A 16,202-nucleotide genomic window follows, 5' to 3' on the forward strand; every position below is an offset into this window, starting at 1 on the left:
AAAAGGTAAAATGCAAAGCGCGCCACAAGATCGGCGCGCTTTTTTATTTGCAAAAATTCGCTTTCATCCCGCTTGGGTTGTGTCGCGGGTGAAATATTCCGCAATCCGATTGCGCTAAGTCAAGAAGTGGCAATCCGGCATCTTCTATACATTGGTCTAGCAAATAGTCTCCGCACCGGATGAAATTGACGCAGAATTGCGCGACCCGGGCGGGGTTTCGCTATGTCAGGATCGGTTGTGGGACCATTGATCCGTGAACGGGGTGCAATTGATGAAACAGGATCAGCTTTTTCTGACCGGTGTTGAACGTCATTTTGGCGATAATGAAATTATCGTCAGCAAGACCGACACCAAGGGACGTATTACTTACGCAAATGATGTCTTTCTGCGGGTCGCAGGATATCGTGAAAAGGATATTCTGGGCCAGCCGCACAGCATTATCCGCCATCCCGACATGCCGCGCTGCGTGTTCGCCTTACTGTGGGACACGATTTCCAAGGGGCGCGAGATTTTCGCCTATGTGATCAATCGCTCGGCGAACGGGGATCATTACTGGGTGCTGGCCAATGTCACACCGACCTTCGGGCCGAATGGCAATATCGTTGGTTATCATTCCAATCGTCGGGTACCTCGCCGCGAAGCGGTTGAACAGGTTATCCCGCTTTATGCCGATCTTCGTGCAGAAGAAGAACGCGAACGTAATCGCAAGGACGGCATGGCGCGCAGTACACAAAAACTTGGTAATCTTCTGGGGCAGGCAGGCATCGACTATGATCAGTTTGTTTTCACTCTCTAATCTGCGACGGATTTTGATTTCTGGCCTGATGCTGGCCTTTGGTCTGATTGGTGCACTTCTGATGGCGCCAACGCATGCACCGTTTGTTTCTTTGATTGCGACGATTGCGCTTCTGGTCATGGCGTTGATTGGTGCGGTTGCCATCACGCGTCACAAGCGGATCATTGATGAACTGTACGATATCGTCCATGACGCTGCCGATGGAAAAATGGGTGTCAGGGTCAATAATCGTCAAACACAGGGTTATCTTGCGCCCCTGCAAAATGCGGTGAACCAGTTGCTTGACCTGACCGAGGCGTTCGCCAAGGAAGCCGCAGGTGCCATGGGCCATGCATCGCGGGGATCCTATTATCGCAAAATCCTGCCAAGGGGACTGCGCGGTGATCTGATCGGCTATGCCGGGACGGTCAATGCCGCCCTTGATGCCATGCATGAAAAAACCAGAAACTTCAGCGATAGCGCCGGGCGTATCGGTGATGATATCCAGTCGGTGGTTGGTTCGGTCTCGAACAGTGCAAAACAGCTAAGTGACAGTTCCGATTTTCTGTCCCGGCAGGTCAGTCGCATCGCCGAACAGGCCAACGATATGCGCCTTGCTGCCGATGACAGTACCGAGGCCCTGAACGGCATCGCGGTTGCCACCGAACAATTCAGTGCCTCCATTCGTCAGATCGGCGCGCAGATCAATGGTTCCGCCGAACTGGCCGAAGCCGCGGTTAGCCGGGCCCGTGTTGCCGATAATCACATCACGCGTCTTGATGACATGGCGCTTCGCGTGACCAAGGTGGTCGAACTGATCACCGATGTCGCCGATCAGACCAATCTTCTGGCCCTGAACGCCACCATAGAGGCCGCCCGTGCCGGCGAAGCAGGCAAGGGTTTTGCCGTTGTCGCGACCGAGGTCAAAAACCTGGCGTCCCAGACATCGCGTGCCGCCGAACAGGTGATTGGTGAAATCGGCGAAATGCAGTCAATGACCCGCGAAGCCGTTTCATCGGTGCGCGAGATCAATGAAAAGATCAGCGAAATCGATAGCGGTGCGCGTCTGGTTGCCGAAGCCGCCCGCGAACAGACCGAAGTTGTCGGTGCGATCAGTGACCGGATCGATCAGGCGGTGCGACGCATGCAAACCATTGCGGCCATCCTTGCTGACGTTGCCAGCGGCACGACCGAGTCCGGCTCTGTCGTCCTGCAACTCCATAGCGAGGCGACAAATCTTCTGGGGCAGGCCGATTCACTTGATGGTGATGTACGCCGGTTTATCGACAAGGTGCTCAACGTTCCGGATGCTGCGACCGCGTAAAACAGGGGCGGGCGGCTTTCGCGATTGCGGCAAACGCTTGGTCTGCCTTGCAAAATTCGGGGGTGATCCGGGCATAAAAATGGGGCTGCGCCAGATAGCAGCCCCATCTACCAGTTTCTAACGGAACTGCCCGGATAATGCAGCAATAAAATAACAGGGCTGCTATGGGCGCAGAAAACTTGGCATAAAGGCCATAACGTGTATAAGTTCCGCGCCAACTCAGATTAACGAGGTGGCCCCATATGACCCGCATTGCAGAAGCCCTGACGTTTGATGACGTTTTGATCAAACCCGCCGCCAGCGAAGTGCTGCCGGCACAGGTGCAGACCAATACCCGCATTACCAAAAATATCGACCTGCGCATTCCGCTTCTGTCGTCCGCAATGGACACAGTGACCGAAAGCCCGATGGCGATTGTTATGGCGCAGCATGGTGGTATGGGGGTCATTCACAAGAACCTCGATATCGCACAGCAGGCCGAACAAGTTCGCCGCGTAAAGAAATTTGAATCCGGTATGGTCGTCAACCCGATCACCATTCACCCGGATCAGACGCTCGCCGATGCGCTGGACCTGATGGACATCAACCACATTTCCGGTATTCCGGTTGTTGAACGCGCCAGCAACAAGCTGGTCGGCATTCTGACCAACCGCGATGTGCGTTTTGCGTCTAACCGTTCGCAACCGGTTTCCGAACTGATGACACACGAAAATCTGGTTACGGTAACGGAAAATGTCGAAACCGAAGAAGCCAAAAAACTTCTGCACCAGCATCGCATTGAAAAGCTTCTGGTGGTTGACGAAGCCTATCGCTGCACCGGCCTGATTACGGTCAAGGATATCGAAAAAGCCAAATTGCACCCGAATGCATGCAAGGACGAAAGCGGTCGCCTGCGTGTTGCCGCGGCAACCGGCGTTGGCGAAAGCGGCTTTGAACGTGCGATGGCGCTGGTTGAAGCCGGTGTTGACGTTCTGGTTATTGATACCGCACATGGCCATTCGGCCGGTGTGATCAAGGCTGTCGAATATATCAAATCAAAAGTCGGCAATACCCAGATCATCGCCGGTAACGTTGCAACCCCCGAAGCCGTCAAGGCACTGGCCGAAGCCGGTGCGGACGCGGTCAAGGTCGGCATCGGTCCGGGGTCGATCTGTACCACCCGCATTGTTGCCGGTGTGGGTGTGCCGCAGTTGACAGCCATCCTTGAATGTGCGGAAATCGGTCACAAGCTTGACGTTCCGATCATTGCCGATGGCGGTATCAAGTTTTCGGGCGATATTGCCAAGGCAATGGCCGCCGGTGCGAGCACCTGCATGGTTGGCTCACTTCTGGCCGGTACCGACGAAGCACCCGGTGAAGTCATCCTTTATCAGGGCCGTTCGTACAAATCCTATCGCGGGATGGGCTCGGTCGGTGCGATGGCACGCGGGTCTGCGGACCGTTACTTCCAGCAGGATGTTCAGGACAACCTGAAACTCGTCCCCGAAGGCATCGAAGGCCGCGTCCCGTATAAAGGTCCGGCCGGTCAGATCATCCATCAGATGGTTGGCGGTCTTAAGGCATCCATGGGCTATACCGGTTCGGCAACGCTTGCCGATTTCCGTGAACGGGCCCAGTTCGTTCGCATCACCAATGCGGGCCTGCGCGAAAGCCATGCCCATGACGTGACCATCACCCGCGAAGCCCCGAATTACCGTCCGGGTAACTGATCGCGGGCACGCTGATCAATTGGCTGGGCTGCCTTGCACTTGTCGCTGTTGGCGAATGGCCCAACCCGTGATATCAGCGGGCACAAATTTCAGGTGGCGGCAGGCAATCCTGCCGTCATCGCCTTTTTTATCGTATGGTGTTTACTTGAATTCCCATATCGGGACAGGAACATCATACTCAGACAGGTTGGACATTCGTTTTGAAACCCGGTGCACGTATCGCGGCTGTCATTGAACTTTATGACGGCTGGACCCAGACCAGAGACGACGCAGACCGCGTCATTTCCGGCTATTTTGGCAATCGCCGTTATATCGGTGGTGGCGATCGTCGTGAGATCAGCGAACGTTTCTATAACCTGATCCGCCATCAGGCACGTCTGGGCTGGTGGCTTGCCGAATGCGGATATGAGTTTCAGGACGGTCGTGCGCGCATGATCGCCGAACTGGTCTTGCAGGACAAACGCAAGGCCGAAGATATTTCAAGCATGTTCAATGGTGAGGAGTTCTGTCCGAACCCGCTGCATCCGGCAGAAAATCATCTGATCAACAAGCTGACCGGCAAGACGCTTGATCATGACGGCCAGCCAGGTGCGGTCAAAACCGAATTGCCGAAATGGCTTTATGCCGAACTGCTGAAACTCCATCACGAAAACCTTCCGGCTGAAATGGCGGCCTATAATCAGCCCGCCAAACTTGATCTGCGCGTTAACCGCCTTCAGGGCACGGTTGAAGACGCAATCAAATCGCTTGAAGCCGATGGCATCCACAATATCGAAAGAACGCCTTATGCGCCCAACGGCCTGCGTCTGCCGCTTGGTGTGAATATGCTGGTTACGGCGGCCTATAAGGATGGCTTGATCGAAATCCAGGACGAGGCATCGCAGATTTGCGTGCGGCTGGTCGATGCCAAGCCGGGCATGCATATCCTTGATATGTGCGCGGGCGGTGGCGGCAAGACGCTTGGCATGGCGTCCGACATGCGCGGCAAGGGCCGTATCCTTGCCTGCGACACCCATGGCGGTCGTCTGGATAATTCGCGCAAGCGTGCCAAACGTGCCGGTGCCGGTGACTGTATTCAGCAGCGCATCATCGCTGATGAACGCGATAGCTGGCTTCGCAATAAGTCCGGTTTCTTTGATCGTGTGTTGCTTGATGTTCCCTGTTCGGGGCTTGGTACCCTGCGCCGTAACCCGGCACTGCGCTGGCGTATCGGGCAGCGCGATATCCGCACCCTGATGGCAAATCAAAGCAAGATATTGAAGGCCGGTGCGGCAAAGGTGACCAAGGGCGGGCGTCTGATTTACGCGACCTGTTCGATCATGCCCGAAGAAAACGAACGCCTGATCGAGACCTTCATGCGGGATCGCAAGGATTTCAGACCGGTTCCGATCAGTGAAATCTGGCCCGACGCACCCAAATCCGTTCCGGTACCCGGTGGCAAGGACAAGCCGTGGCTTCGCCTGTCGCCTAATGTTCATGGTACGGACGGTTTCTTTGTCGCGGTGTTTGAACGCACAGCCAAAGGCAAGGTGAAATAATGACAATGGCGGCTATGGTCATCGCAAACAACCCGATGTCCGATACCGCCCTTGGTCTGCTCGCAAACTGTAAAATTGAGGCAAGAAAAATGGCCCTGTCCCGAATGGGGACAGGGCCAATTCTTTTCACAAGTGCATTTTGCCGTGAACGCGATGTGAAGATTGGATCTTCCACAGTTTACCCGACCGGTTTTTTATTCCGTCTTGGGCGCAGCTTCGCCACCGGTGGTGCCGCCGTCATCCTGCGGCATCAGTTCCAGCGGGCTGCTATCTTCGCCTGTATTGCTGCCATCAAGACCCTTCATGCCCGGAACTTCCTGATTGTCTTCTGGAAGGACGGTGTTCGGCGCTTCGCCGGTTTCGGCCGCCGGGGCATCCGGTGCCGGAGTCATGGTATTGCTGTTCTCGGTACCGGTTTCAGTGCCAAACAGCGACGCCGGGTTATTGCTTTCGGACTGGGTCATCGCAATGGCCGTTGCCGCACCAGCGACCAGAAGAAGGCCAGCGACGGCAAGCGCGATTTTACTGCCTTTGTTCTGTGTCATTTGTCTGTGTCCCTTTGCATGGTCAAACTTGATTTGCTCATGATTTCTAATTCTGTCGGACGCGGTTATCTCCGTGCTCCGTTGGAAGCCAAGTTACAGACGCATTGCGCAGGAAAAAGGGACCAATTGTGCTCTTTTCGGGGGCGTTCCGGCAGGAAAAGGCCGCAATTGTCCCCAAATGCCGGAATTCGGCATCAGAATTTCATGAATGCATCCCAAGGTAACCGTTTGCGCCGGGTTGCCGAGACGGATGGTTTGGCGTATGTACGGCGCAACCCCATACTCGACGGAGATACGGCCCGATGACAGATCGCGTGCTGATTATTGATTTTGGATCGCAGGTCACCCAGCTGATTGCACGCCGCGTGCGCGAAAGCGGTGTCTATAGCGAAATCCACCCCTTCAACAATGTCTCGGATGCTTTCCTTGACGAATACGCGCCCAAGGCCGTGATCCTTTCGGGTGGTCCCGCATCGGTCCATTGGGACAAGGCACCCTCGGCTCCGGCAAAGGTGTTTGAGCTTGGCGTGCCGGTGCTTGGTATCTGCTATGGTCAGCAGACCATGGTCAACCAGCTTGGCGGCAAGGTCGCAACGTCCGATCACCGTGAATTCGGTCGTGCCTTTGTCGATGTCATCGAAGACTGCGCGCTGTTCACCGGCATCTGGGCCGAAGGTGCCCGCGAACAGGTCTGGATGAGCCACGGCGACCGTGTCGATGCGCTTCCTGACGGGTTCCGCGTTGTTGGCAAATCCGAAGGCGCACCGTTTGCCGCCATCGCCAATGACGACAAGAAATTCTACGCCGTGCAGTTCCACCCCGAAGTGGTCCACACCCCGCATGGTGCGCAGCTGCTTAAAAACTTCACGCATGGTGTTGCCGGTTGCTCTGGCGACTGGACGATGAACGCCTATAAAGACGATGCAATCGCCAAAATCCGCAAACAGGTCGGCGATGGCAAGGTCATTTGCGGTCTTTCGGGTGGTGTTGACAGCTCTGTCACCGCGGTTCTGATCCACGAAGCGATTGGCGATCAACTGACCTGCGTGTTTGTCGATCATGGTTTCATGCGCTCGGGCGAGGCCGATCAGGTCGTCACCCTGTTCCGCGACCATTACAATATTCCGCTAGTGCATGTTGATGCGTCGGAAACCTTCATCGGCGCGATCGAAGGCGAAATTGATCCGGAAACCAAACGCAAAACCATTGGCCGTCTGTTCATCGAAGTGTTCGAAGAAGAAGCCAAGAAAATCGGTGGTGCCGATTTCCTTGCACAGGGGACCCTTTACCCGGACGTCATTGAAAGCGTGTCTTTCACCGGCGGCCCGTCTGTCACCATCAAGTCACACCACAATGTCGGCGGCCTTCCGGAACGCATGAACATGCAACTGGTCGAGCCGCTGCGTGAGCTGTTCAAGGACGAAGTCCGTGACCTTGGTCGTGAACTGGGCCTGCCTGACAGCTTTGTCGGTCGTCACCCGTTCCCTGGCCCGGGCCTTGCCATCCGCATCCCCGGCCAGCCGATCACGCGCGAAAAGCTTGATATCCTGCGCAAGGCTGATGCCATCTATCTCGAAGAAATCCGTAATGCCGGTCTCTATGACGCCATCTGGCAGGCCTTCGCGGTTCTGCTGCCGGTCCGTACCGTTGGCGTGATGGGCGATGGTCGCACCTATGACTATGCCTGTGCGCTGCGCGCGGTCACCTCGACCGACGGCATGACCGCCGACTTTTTCGCCTTCCCGCCGGAACTGCTTGGCCGCATCGCCAACCGGATCATCAACGAGGTCAACGGTATCAACCGTGTCACCTACGACTACACCTCGAAACCACCGGGAACGATTGAGTGGGAATAAGTTTTCCGAAAGCGCGCTACTAAATGAATTGGCTCCTTAAGCAATGCTATCGACCAACATTAGTAAGCGCCAACCTAAGACGATTAGGTTGGCTGCAACTATCAAAGAAAATCTTTGATATATCTTAAGGTAGCCGTGAAAGTTCGTGCTTATTTCGAATGTTCTCAATGGAATTTAATGTAGGGATGTGAAAGTAATCATGGGTGCGCCCGGTGTTGTCTCTCTAATTAGTGTGGATAAACCTAAAAAGCGGGTATTGTTTTTGGGTTATGATCAAAGGCAAACTAGAGTCATCGATGTCTTGGCTAAACACAATTGTTCTATCGATCATGCTCGAGGCTTGATAGATGGAAGTGGGGATTATGATCTTGTGGTAAGTTTTGGCTATACGCATGTCCTAGAGAAGAATGTTATAGAAAAATTAGGTTGCCCAATTTTTAATCTTCATATTTCTTATTTGCCTTATAATCGTGGTGCCCATCCAAATTTCTGGTCATTCTATGATAATACCCCCTCAGGAGTCACTATTCACTTAATTGATGAGGGGATTGATAGCGGACCTATTATATATCAGCGCTATGTCAATTTTGACGCAGAAGAAATAACCTTCGCCCAGACCTATAAAAGGTTGATTGATGAGGTTCAGGAGCTTTTTGAGGATAAAGTTGAACTAATACTCGGAGGGAAATGGGAGGCTAGGCCTCAACGTGGTATCGGCACCATCCATTTTGCAAGAAATCTGCCTAAGCAATTTTCTGGATGGGATGCAGTAATTGATGATGAAATCAGAAGACTCGACATGCTGAGGATTAGCCATGAAGAATAGTACTTTTGCGATTAATGGAAGAGAAATTTCATCGAAATGTCCTCCTTATATCGTAGCGGAAGTTTCAGCAAATCATAATGGGTCTTTAAAAAGGGCCTTAGAAACAATAAAAGCAGCGAATTGTGCTGGGGTCGACGCTGTAAAAATTCAAACTTACACGCCAGACACTATGACAATCGATGTTGCTTTGGATGATTTCGTAATCCACGAAGGGTTGTGGAAAGATAGAACCTTGTACGATCTTTATGGTGAAGCGTATACGCCGTTCGAGTGGCACAAAGATCTTTTTGATTATGCTAAATCAGTCGGCATTACTTTGTTTTCATCTCCTTTCGATGAAAGCGCAGTTGATCTTCTGCAATCCTTGAATGCTCCAGCTTATAAAGTTGCTTCCTTCGAATTGGTTGACTTGCCGCTGATTGCTTATGTGGCTAAAACAAGAAAGCCAATGCTCATGTCGACAGGAATGGCTTCCATAGAAGAGATTGGAGAAGCAATCGAGACAGCTAAGGTTAACGGATGCGAGAATTTAGCAATATTCCATTGCATAAGCAGTTACCCTGCCCTGTTAGAGCAGGCAAATATTAGTGCCGTAGCTCGTCTCAGGAAGGAATTTGGGGTTGAGGTTGGTTTGTCGGATCATACCTTGGGGAATTTGGCGAGTGTTGTTGCGACTTCACTTGGGGCAACTGTCATTGAAAAGCACTTTACCCTTTCGAGATCTGCAGGGGGGGTGGATAGTGCCTTTTCCCTCGAACCTGATGAAATGAAAAAGTTGGTTCAAGATACGCGTGCAGCTTACTACGCAATTGGCTCCAGTGGTGATATGCGATCTGATACGGAAACCCAAAATAAGGTATTTAGAAGATCACTCTATTTTGTTGATAATATCAACGAAGGCGAGGTGATTACTTCAAAGCATGTAAGAAGAATTAGGCCTGGATTTGGTTTGAATCCCAAGTTTTATAATGATGTTATTGGTAGTGTGTGTTTGAGGAGTGCAAGAAAAGGTGATCGCGTAAGTTTAGATCATTTTAAATGTATAAAATTGAGTGAAGAAGAGTGAAGATGAAAGCTGTTGCTATATTGTCTCATGTTATGAGTCAAGAAGGAATTCTTGGAGAAGAAACTGTTTCTCGTGTTGATAAGTCATTGGAGGTATTTTATGAATTTAAGTGTAATTTTTTAATTACAAGTGGATGGGATTATAGAAATGATACAGATCTAAAGATAGGTTCAGTTGTTCGTGAGTACATAGTAAATAAAATAAATATAAATCCCTCGTGTGTTTTGGAAGACACAAGTTCTCGAGATACGGTCGGAGATGCTTTTTTCATAAGAAAAAAAATTCGCGATCTTTCTGTTAAGCGACTTTTTGTGATTACCTCGGACTATCACGTGGATAGAGCGCGTTTGATATTTGAATCTTTTTTTGATGCTATTGCAGACATCAAGGTTTTGGGGGTCGAAACGCGAGTTTCAAATACAGCAGCAGTTAAAAATCATGAAGAATGCTCAGTTCAAGCATTCAGGAAAACATTTGAAGGGGTTGATTTTTCCTCTGATCACGAAGTGACTAATGCGATGAGCACGAAACATCCATTCTATAATGGAGTTATTTACCGCAAGCTTGAAATTGCCGATGTGAATTGAGCAATTTGAACATTAATTTTAAAATATTTTACATCTTTAAGTGGTGGTTTGTCATTTAACATAGTCTGAGAACTCGGGGTAGAAATTGCGTTAACTAAAAGCTCTATCTAGGGTCTGAACCCAATTGGAATGCTTGAAATTGATATTGGAAATGTGATTCACCCTTATGGAAAGGGAGTTATCACATGGCACGATTTGATTTGAGCGATGAAGAATGGGCGATTATCGCCCCGCTGCTTCCGGTTGAGGGTCGAGGTCCAAAGCGGCGCGACGACAGAACCGTTCTCAATGGCATCTTTTACATTTTGCGAACCGGCGCCCCCTGGCGGGACCTTCCGGGAAGATATGGCCCGCCTACCACGGTCTATAATCGGTATATCCGATGGGGAGAGCGTGGCATTTGGCGCGAGATATTCGAGACTTTGGCAACGGAATGCGAGGATGCTCTCGTCTTTATCGACAGTTCGATTGTGAAGGCTCACCGCGCAGCGGCCGGGGCAAAAAAGGGGAACTGGCAGAAGGTATTGGACGCTCACGCGGCGGCAGGACAAGTAAAATTCACGCCGCTGTAGATGCATCGGGTCGTCCGTTGCGCCTTGCCATCAGTGGTGGGCAGCTCCACGACAGCAAGATGATCGACTGTTTCCTGAACTGGTCGAAGCCGCCTCTGACCATCGTTGCAGACAAGGCTTATGGCAGTGCGCGTATTCGGCGGGAAATCGAGGATGAAGGCGCATTACCCGTCATTCCGGCCAAAGCAAACGCCAACAATCCGATCCCGCATGATGTCGGGCTCTATGCAAAACGCAACCTTGTTGAACGCTTCTTTTGTCGCATGAAAGACATGAGGCGACTGACCGTCCGATACGAACCGATCCGGGCGCGTATGCCTGCATTGCGGGCCAGTCGGGCAACACGGTTCGGACTGCAACTCTCTCCCATATCCAGCAGATCATCATGGATTTTGCGGTAGCCATATACCTGACCGCTGTCTTCCCATATCTGGCGAACAAGCGCGGTCTGCCTTTGATCTTCCAGAAACCGGGCGCTGTGTGGTTTCTTCTGCCAGGCATAAAAGCCACTGGGATGAACCTGCAAACACCGGCACATGGTGCGCACCGAGTAGACCCGGCGATGCTGGTCAATAAACGCGTACTTCATTTTGCATCCCTGGCGAAGTACACGGTTGCCTTTTTTAGAATATCGCGCTCCTCGGTGATCCGGGCGAGTTCTTGCTTCAGGCGGCGTATCTCGGATGATTGTTGATCAGCTTCAGCAATCGTATCAGGGGACTTGCTGAACTTCTTCTTCCACACATACAGGGAATGTGTGCTGGCACCGAGACGAGCAGAAACTTCCGCTACTGAGTGGCCGCGTTCTGTAATCTGGCGAACGGTATTGATCTTGAACTCATCGGTAAAATGACTCTTGGGCGTCGTAAACTCCTTGCCATCACTTTATAAGTGATGGGGTGTCTACAATTCCAGGGGGCTATTCACATATTGAGGAAATTTTCAGCACACTTTTCGTATTGAAAAGTTAGTCGCCTCATATCCTTCATGCGACAGAAAAAGCGTTCAACAAGGTTGCGCCTGGCGTATAGGCCAACATCGTGAGGGATCGGGTTTTGGCATTTGCCTTGGCTGGGATAACCGGCAGGGCTCCTTCTTCCTGGATTTCCTGAAGGATACGTGCGCTGCCATATGCCTTGTCGGCGACGATAGCCAATGGCGGTTTCGACCAGTTTAGGAAGCAGTCGATCATCTTGCTGTCATGAAGTTGACCGCCAACCACTGATCGCAAGACGCAATGGGCGACCGAGCACATCTACAGCGGCGTGAACTTTACTTTTCCTGCCGCCGCCTGAGCATCCAATACGTTCTCCCCACTAGACATAACGATTATAGACCGTGGTAGGAGGGCCATATCTTCCCGGCAGGTCCCGCCATGGCGCACCGGTTCGAAGAATGTAAAAGATGCCGTTGAGAACGGTTCTGTCTTCCCGGCGCTTCGGTTCAGACCGTCAACCGGAAGAAGCGGGGCAATAAACGTCCATTCTTCATCGCTCAAATCAAATCGTGCCATGTGATAACTCCCTTTCCCAAAGGGTGAATCACATTTCGAATATCAATTTCAACCCTTACAATTGGGGTCAGACCCTAGTATCTTGGTCCATCCGAGCCGCAATCCCCTGTCGAATTGCATGCATTCGATAAAACCTGCTGAACGCTGCGCTGCCAGTTAAATGTCAGGCAGGAGGATAGCGACAGGGTCGCAAATAGTGCGGCGATAAGGGCAAGGTGGCGCATGGTGGCCCCCGTTTCTTTCGGGTGGTTTAAGCCGGTATCAGACGACGACATGATACCAGAACCCGGTCGCAATGTCGTCGCCATAGTCCTGTGGCTCACAAGCCCGCAATCAGATCTTTTTGACAAATTCGGATTTAAGCTTCATCGGGCCAAATCCGTCGATCTTGCAATCGATATTGTGGTCGCCTTCGACAAGGCGGATATTCTTGACCTTGGTGCCGACCTTAAGCGATTGAGACGCACCCTTGACCTTCAGATCCTTGATGATCGAAACCGTATCGCCGTCAACAAGCACATTGCCATTGGCATCCTTGTATTCGGTTTGATCGCCACTTGACGCGGTTTGCAGCGACCATTCATGGGCGCATTCCGGGCAAATCAGCAATTCACCATCTTCGTAGGTATAGGGCGACTGGCATTTGGGGCAGGGGGGTAACGTGCTCACGGCAGATCCTTGGGTAAAAGCGTTAAGTCATGACCCTACCCGTTCCGGTTTGGCCGCCTATCTCGTAACGCCCGAAACCCGGCTTGTCGAGAGTTTGCGCCGACAATTACGACCCGAATAATTGCGAGACAAAGACAAGCATCGCAAACAGGCTGACAAAATAGGCAATGGATCGCACGCCATTGATCCCCGGAACGCGCGTGATCCCGGCAACATAGAACCCGGCATGTGCGATACGGGCGAGGGTAAAGACAACTGCGCAAGCCACAGTGACAGTGTTAGAAATGCCGATTACATGCGCGACCAGAACGATAATCGCAAACGGCACCAGATTTTCCAGATGGTTCTGATGGGCGCGCAGGCCGCGGGCAGCCAAGCCCTGCCGTTCGGGCAGATTGTCGCGATTGCCCAAAAGGCGTTTGCCGCCGACCTGCTTGCCATAGGACCAATTGTAAACCCACGGGAAAGCAAGGCAGAAAAGGGCGTTGAAAACGAGAAGGGCAAGTTCGATGGTCACGGAAACACCTTTTGGTGATGGTTTATCCAAGCCATACGCAGGAAAAAGGGCAGGCGATCAAACTTTTGCGCCGCGAGGCGTGCGTGTTTTATCAAGCTGATCGCCCGAAAGTGCTTATTCTTCTGCGGCCTTGCGAAGGGCCGGGAGCCCGACACCGGCCGTTTCAAACCCGCCATCGGCCGCGATCACCTGACCGGTAACGTAGCTCGCCTTGTCGGAGCATAAAAACGCAATCACCTCGGCGATTTCGCGTTCGTTACCGTATCGGCCAAGCGGCATGGCATCAAGATAGGCCGATATGATTTCCGGCGAATGGACCGCCATGGCAAGCTTGGTTTTGACTGGGCCGGGGCAGACGCAGTTGGACCGCACCCCGAAATCGCCAAGCTCGATCGCCTGCTGTTTTGTCAGGTGAATGACGGCGGCCTTAGATGTGCCATAAGCGACCCGAAGAGTAGAGGCCCGAAGCCCGGAAATAGAGCCGATATTGACAATCGCGCCCTTGGTCTGCTTCAGGGCAGGTATTGCCGCCTGTGAGACAAGAAAAACACCATCAAGGTTGGTTTCCATGATCCGGCGCCACGCGCTGAAGTCGGTTTCACCAATTGGCAGGAAATCGGCAACCCCGGCATTATTGACGATCGCATCAATCTGTCCGAACTCGGTCAGGACCTCGTCGATCATCAGATCGACCTGTTCGGGGATTGATACGTCATATTCAAATGCCTTGGCATTTGCGATATCACGACATGATTTGCGAAGTTCCGCGCTGTCGCGATCAATCATCGCAACCTGCCAGCCCTGTTCGATAAAAAGATGTGTGGTGGCAAGTCCGATGCCGCGCGCGGCACCTGTTACGAGGGCAACCTTGTTTTCCATTCACGTCTTCCCTGATAACAGCCGTTAAACAGGCTGCTTGGTTTCTTATGAAGGACGGCCCCGTGTTAACCGGGCCCGTCATGATCACAAGAGCTTACAGGTCGTCGGCAACGAATTCCAGAAGATCACCGGGTTGGCAATCAAGTTCCCGACAAATCGCGGCAAGCGTTTCAAACCTGACCCCGCGCACCTTGCCTGATTTCAGAAGCGACAGGTTCTGTTCGCTAACGCCGATCCGCGCAGCGAGGTCCTTGGATTTCATCTTTCGCAGGGCAAGCATCACGTCTAGCCGCACAATGATCGCCATCAGACGAAGCTCCTGTTTTCGTCTTCGATACGGGTGGCTTCACCAAGTACCCATGCAATCACCAGAAGCAGCCCACCCAGAAACAGCGTGCTGACTTCGGCATTGCTCAGCCCGATCGACAGTACCCGTTCGCCCTCTGGCCGGGTTATGGTTGCCAGCACGGATGTCAATGCACCTGAAATAGGCTTGATCAGGGTCTGTGTCATAAGGGCCACGGAAAATGCTTTCAGATGGGCAATCGGGGCAGGCTGGAAAATATGGTTTTCGGCAAAAGACAGGAACATCTTGCGCAACCGCCAAAGCCCATAGGCCATAACAAGTGTCGGCAGCATCATCGATGCCATCACGGCATATTTCTGCCATCCGGAAAGGGCGCGCAATTCTTCAATGCTGATGGTCATCTGGCTGGCGCTGGTATCAATCCAGCCATCCACATGCCATATCAGCGGCACGAGACAGATTTCGAAAACAACGCCGATAAGGCATACCCAGCCAAGTATGCGGCTGACGGTGCGGACATTTTTCAAGGTATCGGACATGACGGGGCTCCATCCGGAAACAATCAGGGGACATTTTAATGACGAATAAAATTTATTAATTAAAATAAAACATTAATTTTTTATCGAAATGAGTCAACCTGGATTTTTGTCCGTAGCAGTGCTTTGATCGTCAGGTGGTCGATGCCTAGCCAAAATGCAGACAAAAAAATGCAGCCGGGGCGGTTGAAACGCCCGGCTGCAGAAGGAATGGCGGGGAGGGGAGGAAAACCCGCCAGGGAAGAGAGGGAGACGAAAAAGTCTGGCTGCTTCCAGCGCGGCGTCGTTAATGCCGTTTGGAAGAGATCATCGCGTCCCACGCACCTTGCAAACGTTGTTTGGCTTCACGAAAACGCTGCAGGGATTCTTGCGGGATATCACCGCTATGATCTTTGATCTCGCTCCAGGCGGCATCCATGTCATCCCACGCCTGAACAACCTCGCTTGGCAATTGTTCAAGCCCGGCTTCGGATTCCTTGCAATGGGCTGTAAGGCCGAATTCCCAATCCTTGAATTCCTGATGGAGCTTGGCATGCTCCGGAAGGGGACGGGCTGTCATGGGAGCCTCCTTTTGCTTTTCCAGACAGTTTCAATCTGGCGCGTAATCATGTCATCGATTTGCAATGAAAAGGCGATTTTGGGGCATTCTCTATAAAGGGCATAAAACCGGCAATTTACCTGCCAATCATATCGTTCCATGCTTTTTCAAGATTTGCGGTCGCCTTGTGGAACTGCTCTGCGGTGGCGTTGCTTGCGGCATCGCCTTCGGCCTTAAGCTTTTCCCACGCCTCATTCATCTCGTTATAGGGGCCGGTTACCTCTTTGGGCAGGTTGCCGACCTGCATCTCGTTTTTCGCGCAGTAACCGGCAACATTCCGTTCCCAGCTGTCGTGGGACTGACGCAGATTAAAAATGTCGAGTGCTGTTTGCTCTTGCATCGGTGTGTCTCCTTGTTCTGGTGGGCACTTTCGACGATGTGTCAT

At 52.2% G+C, this 16,202-nt stretch carries 16 protein-coding genes and 3 pseudogenes; 9 read left to right on the forward strand and 10 right to left on the reverse strand.

Annotation, left to right across the window (positions count from 1 at the left end; genetic code table 11):
• Positions 1-271: 271 nt before the first annotated feature.
• The 4 genes from P8T57_RS14935 (at position 272) to P8T57_RS14950 (ending at position 5,346) form a co-directional block, all read left to right on the forward strand.
• Positions 272-796, forward strand: coding sequence for a PAS domain-containing protein (locus tag P8T57_RS14935; protein WP_007090791.1), 525 nt, complete (start codon positions 272-274; stop codon positions 794-796).
• Complete coding sequence (locus tag P8T57_RS14940) at positions 771-2,099, forward strand: methyl-accepting chemotaxis protein (protein ID WP_082822540.1); 1,329 nt, start codon at positions 771-773, stop codon at positions 2,097-2,099. Before P8T57_RS14935 ends, P8T57_RS14940 begins: the two co-directional genes overlap by 26 nt.
• Before the next feature lie 242 nt (positions 2,100-2,341).
• Complete coding sequence (guaB, locus tag P8T57_RS14945; RefSeq protein WP_341363560.1) at positions 2,342-3,808, forward strand: IMP dehydrogenase; 1,467 nt, start codon at positions 2,342-2,344, stop codon at positions 3,806-3,808.
• 200 nt (positions 3,809-4,008) lie between these two features.
• Positions 4,009-5,346, forward strand: a complete 1,338-nt coding sequence (locus tag P8T57_RS14950; protein WP_007090794.1) for an RsmB/NOP family class I SAM-dependent RNA methyltransferase — start codon at positions 4,009-4,011, stop codon at positions 5,344-5,346.
• A gap of 194 nt (positions 5,347-5,540) precedes the next feature.
• Here the strand turns inward: P8T57_RS14950 and P8T57_RS14955 are convergent, their stop codons facing one another.
• Positions 5,541-5,891, reverse strand: coding sequence for a hypothetical protein (locus P8T57_RS14955; protein ID WP_341363561.1), 351 nt, complete (start codon positions 5,889-5,891; stop codon positions 5,541-5,543).
• Positions 5,892-6,193: 302 nt separating this feature from the next.
• On the opposite strand from P8T57_RS14955, the gene guaA reads away from it, so the two are divergent.
• The 5 genes and pseudogenes from guaA (at position 6,194) to P8T57_RS14980 (ending at position 11,199) form a co-directional block, all read left to right on the forward strand.
• Entirely contained in the window at positions 6,194-7,747 is a 1,554-nt protein-coding gene (gene guaA / locus P8T57_RS14960; RefSeq protein WP_114094949.1) for a glutamine-hydrolyzing GMP synthase, read from the forward strand.
• Positions 7,748-7,946: 199 nt separating this feature from the next.
• Positions 7,947-8,573 carry a formyltransferase family protein gene (locus P8T57_RS14965; protein ID WP_341363562.1) on the forward strand — a complete coding sequence of 209 codons (627 nt, stop codon included), beginning with the start codon at positions 7,947-7,949 and terminating at the stop codon, positions 8,571-8,573.
• The gene (gene pseI / locus P8T57_RS14970; RefSeq protein ID WP_341363563.1) at positions 8,563-9,639 is read left to right on the forward strand and encodes a pseudaminic acid synthase; all 1,077 of its coding nucleotides are present in this window, start codon (positions 8,563-8,565) and stop codon (positions 9,637-9,639) included. The genes P8T57_RS14965 and pseI overlap by 11 nt, the downstream gene beginning before the upstream one ends.
• A 2-nt stretch (positions 9,640-9,641) precedes the next feature.
• Positions 9,642-10,226 (forward strand): YdcF family protein, encoded by a 585-nt coding sequence (locus tag P8T57_RS14975; RefSeq protein ID WP_341363564.1) that lies wholly within the window; start codon positions 9,642-9,644, stop codon positions 10,224-10,226.
• 185 nt (positions 10,227-10,411) lie between these two features.
• Positions 10,412-11,199, forward strand: a pseudogene (locus P8T57_RS14980) (IS5 family transposase).
• On the opposite strand, the pseudogene P8T57_RS14985 reads toward P8T57_RS14980, so the two are convergent.
• From P8T57_RS14985 to P8T57_RS15025, 9 genes and pseudogenes are all read right to left on the reverse strand, one after another.
• Positions 11,097-11,629 (reverse strand): annotated as a pseudogene (locus P8T57_RS14985) (IS3 family transposase); the annotation flags it as partial. The pseudogenes P8T57_RS14980 and P8T57_RS14985 overlap by 103 nt on opposite strands.
• Positions 11,630-11,721: 92 nt before the next feature.
• Positions 11,722-12,311: pseudogene (locus tag P8T57_RS14990) on the reverse strand (transposase).
• Between the two features lie 333 nt (positions 12,312-12,644).
• Positions 12,645-12,980: a zinc ribbon domain-containing protein YjdM gene (locus tag P8T57_RS14995; RefSeq protein WP_341363565.1), complete on the reverse strand. Its 336-nt coding sequence runs from the start codon at positions 12,978-12,980 to the stop codon at positions 12,645-12,647.
• Between the two features lie 106 nt (positions 12,981-13,086).
• Positions 13,087-13,497: an MAPEG family protein gene (locus tag P8T57_RS15000; protein WP_341363566.1), complete on the reverse strand. Its 411-nt coding sequence runs from the start codon at positions 13,495-13,497 to the stop codon at positions 13,087-13,089.
• A 114-nt stretch (positions 13,498-13,611) separates the two neighbouring features.
• Positions 13,612-14,376: an SDR family oxidoreductase gene (locus P8T57_RS15005; protein WP_341363567.1), complete on the reverse strand. Its 765-nt coding sequence runs from the start codon at positions 14,374-14,376 to the stop codon at positions 13,612-13,614.
• A 94-nt stretch (positions 14,377-14,470) separates the two neighbouring features.
• Positions 14,471-14,683: a helix-turn-helix transcriptional regulator gene (locus P8T57_RS15010; protein WP_063093489.1), complete on the reverse strand. Its 213-nt coding sequence runs from the start codon at positions 14,681-14,683 to the stop codon at positions 14,471-14,473.
• Positions 14,683-15,222, reverse strand: coding sequence for a DUF2975 domain-containing protein (locus tag P8T57_RS15015; protein WP_341363568.1), 540 nt, complete (start codon positions 15,220-15,222; stop codon positions 14,683-14,685). Before P8T57_RS15015 ends, P8T57_RS15010 begins: the two co-directional genes overlap by 1 nt.
• 283 nt (positions 15,223-15,505) lie before the next feature.
• Positions 15,506-15,778 (reverse strand): hypothetical protein, encoded by a 273-nt coding sequence (locus P8T57_RS15020; protein WP_007090803.1) that lies wholly within the window; start codon positions 15,776-15,778, stop codon positions 15,506-15,508.
• A gap of 115 nt (positions 15,779-15,893) precedes the next feature.
• Positions 15,894-16,157 carry a hypothetical protein gene (locus P8T57_RS15025; protein WP_341363569.1) on the reverse strand — a complete coding sequence of 88 codons (264 nt, stop codon included), beginning with the start codon at positions 16,155-16,157 and terminating at the stop codon, positions 15,894-15,896.
• Between the last annotated feature and the right edge of the window lie 45 nt (positions 16,158-16,202).

Origin of the sequence: Thalassospira sp. SN3W (assembly GCF_038070535.1) — a bacterium.
GTDB lineage: Bacteria > Pseudomonadota > Alphaproteobacteria > Rhodospirillales > Thalassospiraceae > Thalassospira > Thalassospira xiamenensis.

Bases quoted from the DNA above. Each gene is read 5' to 3' on its own strand.
- P8T57_RS14965 (WP_341363562.1), top strand. From the start codon at position 7,947: ATGGGTGCGCCCGGTGTTGTCTCTCTAATTAGTGTGGATAAACCTAAA.
- P8T57_RS14975 (WP_341363564.1), top strand. From the start codon at position 9,642: ATGAAAGCTGTTGCTATATTGTCTCATGTTATGAGTCAAGAAGGAATT.
- P8T57_RS15020 (WP_007090803.1), bottom strand. From the start codon at position 15,778: ATGACAGCCCGTCCCCTTCCGGAGCATGCCAAGCTCCATCAGGAATTC.
- P8T57_RS14955 (WP_341363561.1), bottom strand. From the start codon at position 5,891: ATGACACAGAACAAAGGCAGTAAAATCGCGCTTGCCGTCGCTGGCCTT.
- P8T57_RS15010 (WP_063093489.1), bottom strand. From the start codon at position 14,683: ATGGCGATCATTGTGCGGCTAGACGTGATGCTTGCCCTGCGAAAGATG.
- P8T57_RS15015 (WP_341363568.1), bottom strand. From the start codon at position 15,222: ATGTCCGATACCTTGAAAAATGTCCGCACCGTCAGCCGCATACTTGGC.
- P8T57_RS15005 (WP_341363567.1), bottom strand. From the start codon at position 14,376: ATGGAAAACAAGGTTGCCCTCGTAACAGGTGCCGCGCGCGGCATCGGA.
- P8T57_RS15025 (WP_341363569.1), bottom strand. From the start codon at position 16,157: ATGCAAGAGCAAACAGCACTCGACATTTTTAATCTGCGTCAGTCCCAC.
- guaA (WP_114094949.1), top strand. From the start codon at position 6,194: ATGACAGATCGCGTGCTGATTATTGATTTTGGATCGCAGGTCACCCAG.
- P8T57_RS14940 (WP_082822540.1), top strand. From the start codon at position 771: ATGATCAGTTTGTTTTCACTCTCTAATCTGCGACGGATTTTGATTTCT.
- P8T57_RS14935 (WP_007090791.1), top strand. From the start codon at position 272: ATGAAACAGGATCAGCTTTTTCTGACCGGTGTTGAACGTCATTTTGGC.
- pseI (WP_341363563.1), top strand. From the start codon at position 8,563: ATGAAGAATAGTACTTTTGCGATTAATGGAAGAGAAATTTCATCGAAA.
- guaB (WP_341363560.1), top strand. From the start codon at position 2,342: ATGACCCGCATTGCAGAAGCCCTGACGTTTGATGACGTTTTGATCAAA.